Genomic DNA, 12,113 nt, shown 5'->3' on the forward strand with positions numbered 1-12,113 from the left:
CTATTCTAAATAATGAAAAGCTACTCGCTATTTACCATCCTACTTTTGTGTTTAGCCATTTTTTTGGTCGATTTCCTGGCATTTTACTGGTTTAAATCTATTACCAGTTTAATACCTTCAACTATTCTAAGGAATAGTATTCACATTCTTTTTTGGTTTTTTACATTAGGACTTATAGGAGCTATTATAACCTTAAAAATAAGACTGGATCATATTCAACCTAGAAGAAAACAATTGCTTATTTCTTCCCTATATGGCTTAACTATTTCATCCTTTATTCCAAAAATCATTTTTGTAATTGTGATGGCTGTTTTCTTTTTTACCAGTTATGTAATTTCAGAAAACAAATCTTTAATAGTCATTCCTCTTATTGGGTTATTTGCTGGTTTTCTACCTTTTTTTGCAATTGTTTACGGAATCTTTAAAGCTAGATATAATTTTAAGGTACACAAAGTTGAACTTTCATTTTCACATGTTCCAAAATCTTTTAATGGTTTAAAAATAGTTCAGATTTCCGATTTACATCTAGGAAGTTTTAATTACAGCTTTCATATTTTAGAAGGTGCCATAAAAAAAATCAATCAATTAGAACCAGATTTCCTATTCTTCACGGGAGATCTTGTTAATAATTATGCTTGGGAATTACGGGGTTGGCAGAAAGCTTTCAGGCACTTTTCACCCGAAATAAAAAAATACGCAATTTTAGGAAACCACGATTATGGCGACTACAGCAAATGGAATACTATTAAAGAAAAACAAGAAAATTTTGAAGCCATTAAAAAGTTTTACAAAGAAAACGATTTTAAATTGCTTCTTAACGAGGCTGAATTAATTGAAAATGAAAATGAAAAAATAGCTATAATTGGTGTAGAAAATTGGGGACATCCGCCCTTTAAAAAATATGGCGATTTGCAAAAAGCCATAGAAAACGCAGAAGATATTCCGTTTAAAATACTTTTATCCCACGACCCATCGCATTGGGACAGCGAAGTGATAGATCAAACCAATATCGCCTTAACACTTTCTGGACACACACATGGTATGCAAGCAGGCTTTAAATTAAAGAATATGGAATGGAGCCCCATAAAATACAAATACAAACAGTGGGCTGGATTATACAAGCATAACCAACAGTACTTATATGTAAACAGAGGTTTAGGCTGGCTTGGATTTCCTGGAAGACTAGGAATGAGACCCGAAATTACACTTATAGAAATAACAAAAGAATGAAGTTTTTAAACTGACATACGTCATATTCCTTCCAAAAAAATTAAACTAAGTTCGCATATACTTTAATAGCATTCTAAAAAGATAAATCACTTAAAAAAAGCAATGTCTTTTTTTTAACTTTTAATCTATGGAAGACCAATTACTAATACAAACCGAGAATTTTGAATTAACTCAATTAGATTTTTTAAAAAGAGTTTTAGTTGCTTTAGGTATTGGCCTAGTTTTAGGATTAGAAAGAGAGTTTTCGAACTTAAAAAAAGATGAAATTTTTGCAGGGTTACGCACACTTTCAATTGTTTCTCTTTTAGGTTTTGTTTGCGCTTTATTAAACTACATTATCAATCCATGGTTCTTTAGCCTTGGATTTTTAGGAGTCATTACCCTTGTTTCAATATCGTATTGGGTAACTTCACACAAAGGAGATATTGGCAGCACAACAGAATTCACCTCCATTTTCACCTATTTATTAGGTGGCTTAACATTTTTTGGACATATTGAGTTAAGCTTAGCCTTTACAGTAATTATTGTTGTTTTACTATCCTTAAAAATGAAATTCAAATCAATAGTTGGACAACTAACACAAACAGAACTGTCTGCATTTATTCGTTTTGTAATTATTGCTTTACTTATTTTACCATTTCTACCTGACACAAATTTTGGCCCTTACAACGTAATAAATCCAAGTGAAATTGGTTGGATAGTTGTATTAACCTCTGGAATCGGGTTTATTGGTTATATTTTAATGAAATTTCTAGACTCTAAAATAGGACTTCTTCTAACAGGGGTTTTTGGAGGTATGGTTTCCAGCACTGTAGTTTCTTGGGTGTTTTCCAAAAGAAGTGCTGAACACCCAGCCTTATCAAGCAGCTACGCCATTGCTGTTTTTGCAGCTGCAACGGTAATGATTGGCAGAGTTTTAGTTTGGGTCTTCGTGTTCAATCCTTCTATGGTAAACGGCTTGATTCTTCCTGTTCTAATAATGATTTTAACCGCTATTGGAGTTACATTTTATTTTTATAAGAAACATAATTTAATTCAATCTGAAACTGAAAAAATTCCATTAGGAGAGCCTTTAAATATCAGGGATGCTGTATTTTTTGGATTTATCTATACCGCTATATTAATTCTAGTTAGCTATGCAAGTACCAATTATGGCGACAGTGGAATTTATATTTCTAGTGCTATTAGTGCTTTAACAGACATTGATGCCATAACCATTTCCATGTCTAAATTAGGAGGAGACAGCATTCAATTTCTTACCGCTCAAAACGCCATTTTACTCGCCACACTTACTAATACTATAGTTAAAATAGGACTATCGTTGTGGTTTGGCAGCAAAGAACTAAAAAAATATGTATTAATAGGTTATGGACTTATTTTTATTGCTGGAATCGTTGGTTTTTTCATTTTAAACAACGGATAACTCCTTTTAACAAGCAGTGAATCAAGTAAGCCAAAGTTGTAATTTTAGATTCAAAACTTAAGCACACAAAACTCGTCTCTTCTGTAAACTGATCAATATCATAGGCTTTCTACTTAAATCCCATTAAGTTAGTAGTATAACTTATCCTTAAAAATATGTCCAACAGTACTAAAATAATTTATATCCTTATCAGCTTTGCTGCTCTTTTCTCTTTATTTTATGGATGGTATAAATTCACATATTCCATGGAAGAAGCTGCTTCTTTTGAGGTCAACTCCAAAGAAAACCAAACAAGTTTATTAATTGCCACACAAGGAAGTGAATTTAAAAACGGCCTAACAAATAACATTGTAAATTATTATAAAGAAAAAACTGTTTTTATTAAAGTAATTGACATCTCGAAATTAAAAAACATAGATATTAAAGACTTTAATGGTATACTTTTAATTCATACTTGGGAAAATACAAAACCTCCTATTTCCATTAAAAAATTTATAAACAACAATTCTCAGATTAAAGCCAAAACCATAGTGTATACAACATCAGGAGCTGGCACTAAAAAAATGAAAGATGTTGATGCCCTAACGGGAGAATCTAAAATTAATGATATAGACAAGGCTAGTAAGCAAATTATTGAGAAGTTAACACCTATTTTAAAAACGGAAAATATAAAAATATGATTGCAGACTTAGAGCATAGAGAATGTCAGTTTATCCTTGAAAATAATTTCATAGGACATTTAGGATACATTTCAGAAAACAAACCTTATGTGGTCCCTATTACTTATTTTTTTGACAAAGACGAAAACCATATAATTTGTTATTCAGGCGAAGGGCACAAAATACAAGCCATGCGGAAAAACAAACAAATTTCCTTACAAGTGGCAGATATAAAATCCGTTAACCATTGGAAATCTGTTTTAGTAAATGGGAATTTTCAACTCTATTTTGGCACCGAAGCAAGAGCTTATCTTCACACTTTTTCGCTAGGTATTAAGAATGTAATTACAGATACTAAACACAAAAAAGTTGATTTTATAAGTGAGTTTTCAAGTAAAATAGAATCTGATGAAGCTGCTTTTGTTTTTTTAATTAAAATTAAAAGTCTTATAGGCAAAAAAAGAAACTAATAACAAATATAATATGGCATACATCGATTATTATAAAATTTTGGGAGTTTCTAAAAGTGCTACGGAACAAGAAATTAAAAAAGCATATAGAAAATTAGCCCGCAAATATCATCCAGATTTAAATCCTAACGATAAAGAAGCTGAAATAAAATTCAAGGAAATTAATGAAGCGAACGAAGTTTTAAGCCATCCAGAAAATCGTAAAAAATACGACGAACACGGTAAAGATTGGAAGCACGCTGAAGAATTTGAAAGAACCAGACAGCAACAACAGGAAAGTAGGCATCAACAATATTCAGGCGGGTTTGATGACAGCGATTTTTCTGATTTCTTCGAGTCCATGTTTGGTGGAGCACGACAAAGAACAAGTAGTGCCATGTTTCGCGGACAGGATTATAATGCCGAGTTACAATTGGATTTAAGTGAGGTTTATACTAGTCATAAACGCACTTTAACTGTCAATAACAAAAACATTCGAATAAAAATCCCTGCTGGTATCGAAAATGGTCAGGTAATAAAAATTCCAGGTTATGGTGGCAAAGGCGTTAACAAAGGTCCTAACGGCGATTTATATATAAAATTTAATATTGTAAACAATACCAACTTCAAAAGAAACCATGATAATCTATACACTACTGTAGATTTAGATCTTTACAAATCTCTTTTAGGTGGAGACGTTACAGTAAACACCTTTGATGGCAAGGTTAAACTAAAAGTAAAACCCGAAACCCAAAATGGAACTCAGGTAAAACTAAAAGGCAAAGGTTTTCCTGTTTATAAAAAAGATGGTCAGTTTGGCGATTTATATATAACGTACAACATAAAAACACCAACAAACCTTACTACCAAGGAAAAAGAATTATTTACTGAATTAGCAAAATTAAGATGATTATGGACACAGAAAACTTAATAACCATACAAGAGTTTTGCTCGATTTATAAGGTTCCAAAAACATTTATAACCTCCTTATACGAATTTGAGTTAATTGAAATTACAACAAAAGAAAATACACCATGTGTTCGTGTAACACAAATAAAGGAAATTGAAAAGCTTATTAGATTCCATTATGAAATGGATATTAATTTAGAAGGAATTCATGCTATTGCAAATTTGTTAAATAAGGTGGAAACCTTACAGAATGAAATAAAAAATCTCCATAACAAATTAGATTTCTACGAAAGGGAATAAATTCAGATATTGCTGCCAAATCAAATGTTGAATAATCAAATAGTACATCATGCTAATTAGAAGAGCTAAAGTAGAGGAATCAAAAGCAATTGCGCCATTTATGATGCTTGCCATGAACGACATTGTATTTCAATTTATTGGAGAGAATTCCACGGAAAAAGCTACTCAGTTTTTAGAACATCTTATTAGTAAAATTGGAAATCAATATTCTTATGAAAATTGTTGGGTTGTAGAAAATGAAGGTCAAATTATTGCTGCAGCAAATGTTTATGATGGAGGAAAGCTTTATGAACTTAGAGCACCTGTAGCCGAAACAATTAAAGAGATGTTTAACAGAGATTTTAACCCAGAAGATGAAACGCAAGAAGGAGAGTTTTATATTGATTGCGTAGGTGTGGATCCTAGTCAACAAGCCAAAGGAATTGGCTCTAAAATTTTTCAGTTTTTAATTGAAGAGTATGTTGCTAATAGAAATGAAACATTGGGTTTATTAGTAGATAAAGACAACCCAAACGCTAAAAAACTATACTTAAAATTAGGGTTTGAAGTTATGGGAGAAAAAACTTTAGCTGGGAAGAAATTGGATCACCTTCAAATAAAAAACAATAACCATTCATAGGTAAAACCGCTTTTTCTTATTCCTTCTGATTTTCAGCCTTCCTCTCTTCTTTTTCTAACTTTCTAAAATAACCACGAGTTAAGATGTTATGTTTTAAAGCTTCCATATTTTGATTAAACTTATCCGTCCCCTCATTAATATGTTTAACAGATTCTTCAAGTTGTTTTACTAATACGGAATCATTAAACAAATAATTAACGGCACCTTCACCCTCTTTAAAATTGGTAATGGTTTCGTTTAAGTTGGAGATTACAGATTGGATTTCTACACTTGAAGTTTCTAGATTAGAAATAATATGTCTTACTTTATTTCCTTCGGTAGTATCAGTCAATAAAACACCAGCAACACTTTCATTTAAATCAATTTGACTTATAAGAGAATTAAGTTGCAACATGGTTCTATTGGCTTCTTGACTTGTAAGTTTTAAATTATTTAGAGTTTGCTTGATGTCGTTGGTTGCAATGGTGTCGTTAATTAACATTCCCAAAGTTCCTTTACCTTTTGTTATATCATTTACAATATCCAATAATTTTGAAGTTAATAAAGCTGCATTTTCATTGGTCGTGTTTAAAGTGTTTAGCATTTCACCTGTTCCAATTTTTGTATACGTTTTAATCACATCTCCTTGACTTATTGGCTCAGCAGAACCTTCGCCTGGGATAATATTTACAATCATATTTCCAACTAAACCATCAGAACCTATTGTAGCTATAGCATTTTTTTTTATATGCCTAACCATCTTTTCATTAATAATCAATTCTACATTTATGGTAGAATCATTTCTTATGGCTATGTTTTTTACTATTCCAACATTAATTCCAGAATAACGCACATTATTGCCTTGCATAAGGCCATTCACATTATTAAAATTAGCGCTTATGGTAAAAGTTTTATCGAACATATTTTTCTGGTCGCCAATAAAATAGATAGCCGTTATAAAAATAACCAAGCCAATAATTACAAAAAGACCTAGATTAAAAGTTTCCTTTTTAGTTTTTTTCATCGAGTTATTTTTAAATCATTTAAAAAACGCTTTTACTTGTTCTTCTTCCGAAGAAGCTAATTCTGCGAAAGTACCTTCGGCATAATTAGTACCATCCACCAATAAGATCATACGTTCACTAACTACTCTAGCACAATCCACATCGTGTGTAATAATTAACGAAGAAGTTTTATACTGTTTTTGCACACGCCTCATTAACTCAATAATTTCTTTTGACGTTATGGGGTCCAATCCACTAGTAGGCTCATCGTATAGAATAATTTTAGGTTTTAAAATAAGTGCTCTTGCCAAAGCAATCCGTTTTTTCATTCCTCCAGAAAGCTCAGAAGGCATTAAATTAATAGTATGTGCCAAACCTACACTTTCCAGAGCTTCCATTACTAAGGCTGTGGTATCGGTTATATCTCCGAACTTCTTTTTATGTCTACGCAATGGAAATTCTAAGTTTTCTCTAACGGTCATGGAATCATAAAGTGCGTTTCCTTGAAACAGAAACCCTATTTCTGTACGGATTTCGTCCAACTCTACACGACTAAGCTTAGTAATATCCCTTCCCATAACCTTTATACTTCCCGAGTCTACTTCCATTAAGCCAACCAGACATTTAATCATAACTGATTTACCTGAGCCAGACTTTCCCATAATGACGAGATTTTCACCTTCATAAAGCTCAAGGTTAAATCCGTTTAAAACATGATTGTTTCCAAAGGATTTTCTTAATTCAACAATTTCAAGCATTAGATTTCTTGATTCTACCTTCTTAAATATATCTGGTATGTTTTCAGTTTGATTCATTTATTAAAGTTCAATAAATATGTCGGTTACAAAAACAGCAATAAAATCTAAAATAAATAAAAGCATAGAGGCATAAACTACAGCAGAATTTGCTGCCTGCCCGACCCCTACAGTTCCCTTTTCACATGTATAACCTTTATAGCACCCTACAAGTCCAATAGCAAATCCAAAGAAATAGGTTTTAATTACTGCCGGAATAAGATCGCTAAACTCAAGAGTACTGAAGACCTTGTTAAAGTACAAAACAAAGGACACACTGCCCTTGGAATTTTCAATTAAATACGATCCAAATAGCGCAATAGCATCTCCAAAAATAACCAATATAGGAAGCATTAATGTTGCTGCTAGAATTCTTGTAACCACTAAAAACTTAAACGGATTTGTCCCAGAAACCTCCATGGCATCAATCTGCTCTGTAACTTTCATCGAGCCTAATTCTGCGCCAATTCCTGAGGCTATTCTTCCTGCAAATGTCAACGCTATAATTACTGGGCCAATTTCTCGAATTATAGAAATTCCAACCATAGAAGGCATCCAAGATTCAGCTCCAAATTCTTGTAAGGTCGGCCTTGTTTGCAAGGTTAAAACCAAACCTATTATAAACCCTGTTACACCAACCAATAAAACAGACCGGTTTCCAATACTATAACATTGCCTTAAAAGTTCTTTAAATTCAAAAGGTTTTGTAAAAACCTCTTTAAAGAAACGACCTGAAAAATATGTTAACTCGCCAACTTCAATAAAAAAAGATTTAAAACTGCTTTTAGATTCTTGCATGACTGGCCAATATAAGTCTATCAAAGATACGCGTTGTTACCTGATACTAAAATGATTAAAATCACTTTAAAAAGTTGTAATTTTGTAAAGCCAAAAGAAAAACAATGAATATAGGATTAGTATTATCAGGTGGAGGAATGAGAGGGGCTGCGCATATTGGAGCAATAAAAGCTCTTGAAGAGCATAATATTTACCCAACACATATTGCGGGAACTAGCGCAGGAGCCATTGTAGGCGCACTTTATGCTTACGGCTGTAGTTGGGAGGAAATTTTAAAGTTTTTTAAAGCAACTTCCATTCTAGATATTACCAAATACGCCATTAGCAAACCCGGTATTTTAGATGCCGACAAATTCTATAATAGTTTTAAAAAATATTTTCCTGAAGATAATTTCAGTATATTAAAAAAAGATCTTCAAATTACAGCTACCAATATTTTAAATGGTGATTTAATGGTTTTCAACCAGGGAGAGCTTATAAAACCAATTTTAGCGTCAGCTGCTTTTCCTGGCGTATTTTCACCTGTAAAAATTGATGACTCCTATTATGTAGATGGCGGAACATTAAATAATTTCCCAGTAGAGCTTGTAAAAAAACTATGCGATAAAACCATTGGAGTTTACGTAAACGGTTTTGACCATATTGATATTAAGGAACTAATGCACTCCCATCATGTAGCCGAAAGAGCTTTTAAATTGAAATCCGTAAGAGAAGATTACATGAAATTCAGAAAATGCGATTTACTTATTTGTCCGAAAGGCTTAGATCAATATGGAACTTTCGACAAAAAAAATCTGAAACATATTTTCGATCTTGGATATAGCACAACTATAGAGGTGTTAAAAAATTTTGATATTACTAAAAACAAAGAACTAAAAACAGTTTAAAACTGATTGTTATCATATTTAATTCAAGAATTTCCCCGTAATTTTAGTTAAACTATTTTCTAAAATGAAAACAACCTTGCGTATCCAAAATATTAATTGTGGGGGCTGCTTAACCACGATAGCTACAAGACTTTCAGAAATTAATAACATTTCCGATATTTTTGTAAGTATAGAAAATAAAACTGTTTCATTTGAATATAACACCCATCACGAATTGGAAAAAACAAAACATGTGCTTTCAATGATAGGATATCCAGTAATCGGGATGGATAATCATTAATTATATTCCAAAAAACACTTTACACAGCTGTCACTAGCTATCAAAAAAACACGATATGTTTTAAAAACTATATATTCTAGTTTTAACATTATTATTTTTAACAATCTGAGGTAACCTAAAACCTAATAACAAAGCTGTTGCCATTGAAAGTTGCATACAGACCCAAGAAATTCCAGAAGAAACCAAAATACTAATAGATTGCTCCCAAACAGTTTTGTTACTAAAACTATTCAAATAAAAAATAACTTTCAATTTTTAAATTCCATTGCTACCCATTTTAACTCTTAACCTTCTTATTCAATTTCAAGAGCTTATTTTAGTTAGGCACAATCCATGGATTATAGATTCGTTAACCCATGCGGATTACTATACCATGAAAGAAACTCCTTTGTTAACAATCAGAAATATTTAATTATACTAAAAGAAGGAAGTCAAATAAACATTCCTGATTCAATAGAAACTCTAAAATTATTGAACACTCAAATAAGGATTATTTCCGATTTGAATATTATAAACAAGTTCGAAGATAAAATGCTTTTAAAAGACATTAATAAAAGTAATAAATAAGCTTAAAGCCAAGGATGGTGTTTATAAATCATGCTTGAATTTTCTCTATTAGAATACAAATTACTTATAGATAATTCAATATCTTGTAAAAATATTGAAAAAACATAATATAAAACATGAATTCAAATTTAGCAGTTCTTATAGATGGAGACAATATTCCTTCGGCACACGTGAAGGAAATGATGGAAGAAATCGCAAAATATGGCAATCCAACCATTAAAAGAATTTATGGAGATTGGACCAAACCACATCTTTCTAAATGGAAAGATCTTTTACTACAAAACGCCATTACTCCCATTCAACAATACGCGTATACCACCGGAAAAAATGCTACAGATTCTGCCATGATTATAGATGCCATGGATATTCTTTATTCCAATAAAGTAAATGGTTTTTGTTTAGTTTCCAGCGATAGTGATTTTACTAGATTAGCAACAAGGTTAAGAGAAGCCGGTATGCAAGTTATTGGTATTGGCGAAAAAAAGACTCCAACCCCTTTTATAGTAGCCTGCGACAGATTTATTTATGTTGAAATATTAAGAACACAATCTGAAAAGAAAGACGAAACTAGTAGCAAGGATAAAAACAAAGACACTATTGATAAAATTACCCCACAGGTTATTAAATTAATTTCCACAACAATTGATGATTTGTCAGACGAGGAAGGATGGGCGTTTTTAGGAGATGTTGGTAGTTTACTTCAGAAAAAACAACCAAATTTCGATTCTAGAAATTACGGTTTCGAAAAACTAACACCTTTGATTAAATCCACCGAATATTTTGAGGTAGAACAAAGAGAAACTCCAAAAAGTAAACACAAACTTATCTATGTAAAAAACATAGATAAGTCGAAAAAACGATCAAAAAAATAAAAATTCCACATGAAACAATTAATATTTACGGTATTCATGTGCATAACATTTATATGCTCAACAACTGCGCAAAGCAAGCCAGCCTACCAACTTTTTAAAAACAATGGAAAACAGGCTGATTATGAAAAAATGATTATAGATTTAGCCAAAAGCGACATGGTTTTTTTTGGCGAATACCATAACAACCCTATTTCGCATTGGTTACAGTTTGAAATGAGTAAAAGTTTCTTCGAAATTAAAGGAGATAAATTATTTTTTGGAGCGGAAATGTTTGAAAATGGTAATCAATTAGTGATAAACGAATACCTTCAAGGGTTTTACCCTGAAGATAAAATGCTTCCAGAAATCACACAATTATGGAGCAATTACAAAACAGATTACAGTCCTTTAGTAGAATTTGCCAAAGAAAACAAATTACGTTTTATAGCCACTAACATACCTAGAAGATATGCTTCTATGCTATATAAAAAAGGAATGGATGCTTTAAAAGAATTAAGCCCAGAAGCCCTTGCTATGATTGGCCCAGACTTAGAAATGTATTTTGATCCAACGGAAAAAGCGTATGCTGAAATGGCCGATAAAATGGGTGGACACATCCCACAAAACATGTTAAACATTCAAATTGCTCAAGCCGCTAAAGATGCAACTATGGCGCACTTTTCCCTTAAAAACTTTAGCCCTGGAGATTTCCTATTTCACTTCGAAGGTTCCTATCATTCCAATTACAACCAAGGTATTATATGGTGGATAAACAAAATCCAACCTGGATTAACCATTAAATCCATTACTACGGTTATGCAATCGGAATGGGATGAAATGAGCAAAGAAGATAAAGCTGAAATAGCCAATTATATTGTTGTAGTGGCTGATAGCATGACACAGACCAATGGATAACTCATGAAATAATCTATAAAAAAAGCCTTTATCTGTTGATAAAGGCTTTTTTTATTTGAATCGGAAACTATCCTTCTAACTGATCATAGTTAATTTCAAAATAAGAAAGAATAATTATACAAATCACGTACAAATAATGTACAATAAAAAAGAAAAGCCTTGAAAATCAAACGATTAACAAGGCTTTAAGTACTGAAGGCGGGACTTGAACCCGCACGTCCTAATGGACATTGGATTTTAAGTCCAACGTGTCTACCGATTCCACCACTTCAGCTTGGTATATTTTTAATAGAGTATAGAGCGAAAGACGGGATTTGAACCCGCGACCTCCACCTTGGCAAGGTGATGCTCTACCCCTGAGCTACTTTCGCAGTTTTTAATGAACTTACCAGTCTTAAAACCGGCCTACAATCTCTCGATTGCGGTTGCAAATTTAGAATATTTAAATG

Annotated in this window: 15 protein-coding genes and 2 tRNA genes; 12 read left to right on the forward strand and 5 right to left on the reverse strand. The window is 32.1% G+C overall.

The window, feature by feature from the left end; translation table 11 throughout:
• Window positions 1-12 precede the first annotated feature (12 nt).
• From VKY41_RS03805 to VKY41_RS03835, 7 genes are all read left to right on the forward strand, one after another.
• Window positions 13-1,230, forward strand: coding sequence for a metallophosphoesterase (locus VKY41_RS03805; protein WP_500813110.1), 1,218 nt, complete (start codon window positions 13-15; stop codon window positions 1,228-1,230).
• A gap of 127 nt (window positions 1,231-1,357) precedes the next feature.
• Window positions 1,358-2,653 (forward strand): MgtC/SapB family protein, encoded by a 1,296-nt coding sequence (locus VKY41_RS03810; RefSeq protein ID WP_500813111.1) that lies wholly within the window; start codon window positions 1,358-1,360, stop codon window positions 2,651-2,653.
• A 155-nt stretch (window positions 2,654-2,808) separates the two neighbouring features.
• Window positions 2,809-3,333 carry a hypothetical protein gene (locus VKY41_RS03815; protein WP_500813112.1) on the forward strand — a complete coding sequence of 175 codons (525 nt, stop codon included), beginning with the start codon at window positions 2,809-2,811 and terminating at the stop codon, window positions 3,331-3,333.
• The gene (locus VKY41_RS03820; protein ID WP_500813113.1) at window positions 3,330-3,782 is read left to right on the forward strand and encodes a pyridoxamine 5'-phosphate oxidase family protein; all 453 of its coding nucleotides are present in this window, start codon (window positions 3,330-3,332) and stop codon (window positions 3,780-3,782) included. Before VKY41_RS03815 ends, VKY41_RS03820 begins: the two co-directional genes overlap by 4 nt.
• Before the next feature lie 13 nt (window positions 3,783-3,795).
• Window positions 3,796-4,671 (forward strand): DnaJ C-terminal domain-containing protein, encoded by an 876-nt coding sequence (locus VKY41_RS03825; RefSeq protein WP_500813114.1) that lies wholly within the window; start codon window positions 3,796-3,798, stop codon window positions 4,669-4,671.
• Between the two features lie 2 nt (window positions 4,672-4,673).
• Complete coding sequence (locus VKY41_RS03830) at window positions 4,674-4,970, forward strand: chaperone modulator CbpM (protein WP_500813115.1); 297 nt, start codon at window positions 4,674-4,676, stop codon at window positions 4,968-4,970.
• Between the two features lie 49 nt (window positions 4,971-5,019).
• Window positions 5,020-5,589: a GNAT family N-acetyltransferase gene (locus VKY41_RS03835; protein ID WP_500813116.1), complete on the forward strand. Its 570-nt coding sequence runs from the start codon at window positions 5,020-5,022 to the stop codon at window positions 5,587-5,589.
• A gap of 16 nt (window positions 5,590-5,605) precedes the next feature.
• Here VKY41_RS03835 and VKY41_RS03840 read toward each other — a convergent pair whose 3' ends face one another.
• Genes VKY41_RS03840 through VKY41_RS03850 form a run of 3 tightly spaced genes read right to left on the reverse strand, consistent with a single transcriptional unit; the run spans window position 5,606 to window position 8,164 of the window.
• Window positions 5,606-6,592 (reverse strand): MlaD family protein, encoded by a 987-nt coding sequence (locus VKY41_RS03840; RefSeq protein WP_500813117.1) that lies wholly within the window; start codon window positions 6,590-6,592, stop codon window positions 5,606-5,608.
• A gap of 15 nt (window positions 6,593-6,607) precedes the next feature.
• Window positions 6,608-7,387 (reverse strand): ABC transporter ATP-binding protein, encoded by a 780-nt coding sequence (locus VKY41_RS03845; protein ID WP_500813118.1) that lies wholly within the window; start codon window positions 7,385-7,387, stop codon window positions 6,608-6,610.
• A gap of 3 nt (window positions 7,388-7,390) precedes the next feature.
• Complete coding sequence (locus VKY41_RS03850) at window positions 7,391-8,164, reverse strand: MlaE family ABC transporter permease (RefSeq protein ID WP_500813119.1); 774 nt, start codon at window positions 8,162-8,164, stop codon at window positions 7,391-7,393.
• A 104-nt stretch (window positions 8,165-8,268) separates the two neighbouring features.
• On the opposite strand from VKY41_RS03850, the gene VKY41_RS03855 reads away from it, so the two are divergent.
• The 5 genes from VKY41_RS03855 (at window position 8,269) to VKY41_RS03875 (ending at window position 11,664) form a co-directional block, all read left to right on the forward strand.
• Window positions 8,269-9,051 carry a patatin-like phospholipase family protein gene (locus VKY41_RS03855; protein WP_500813120.1) on the forward strand — a complete coding sequence of 261 codons (783 nt, stop codon included), beginning with the start codon at window positions 8,269-8,271 and terminating at the stop codon, window positions 9,049-9,051.
• Window positions 9,052-9,115: 64 nt separating this feature from the next.
• Window positions 9,116-9,331 carry a heavy-metal-associated domain-containing protein gene (locus tag VKY41_RS03860; RefSeq protein WP_500813121.1) on the forward strand — a complete coding sequence of 72 codons (216 nt, stop codon included), beginning with the start codon at window positions 9,116-9,118 and terminating at the stop codon, window positions 9,329-9,331.
• A gap of 333 nt (window positions 9,332-9,664) precedes the next feature.
• A complete protein-coding gene (locus tag VKY41_RS03865; protein ID WP_500813122.1) occupies window positions 9,665-9,898 on the forward strand; it encodes a hypothetical protein in 234 nt (77 codons plus the stop codon).
• A 116-nt stretch (window positions 9,899-10,014) separates the two neighbouring features.
• Window positions 10,015-10,770 carry an NYN domain-containing protein gene (locus VKY41_RS03870; RefSeq protein ID WP_500813123.1) on the forward strand — a complete coding sequence of 252 codons (756 nt, stop codon included), beginning with the start codon at window positions 10,015-10,017 and terminating at the stop codon, window positions 10,768-10,770.
• Between the two features lie 9 nt (window positions 10,771-10,779).
• Entirely contained in the window at window positions 10,780-11,664 is an 885-nt protein-coding gene (locus VKY41_RS03875) for a ChaN family lipoprotein (protein WP_500813124.1), read from the forward strand.
• A 190-nt stretch (window positions 11,665-11,854) separates the two neighbouring features.
• Here VKY41_RS03875 and VKY41_RS03880 read toward each other — a convergent pair.
• Both VKY41_RS03880 and VKY41_RS03885 read right to left on the reverse strand, forming a co-directional pair.
• Window positions 11,855-11,938, reverse strand: a tRNA-Leu gene (locus VKY41_RS03880).
• Window positions 11,939-11,963: 25 nt separating this feature from the next.
• Window positions 11,964-12,035, reverse strand: a tRNA-Gly gene (locus tag VKY41_RS03885).
• Window positions 12,036-12,113 lie beyond the last annotated feature (78 nt).

This window comes from Xanthomarina sp., assembly GCF_035306605.1.
In the GTDB taxonomy this organism is placed as follows: domain Bacteria; phylum Bacteroidota; class Bacteroidia; order Flavobacteriales; family Flavobacteriaceae; genus Xanthomarina.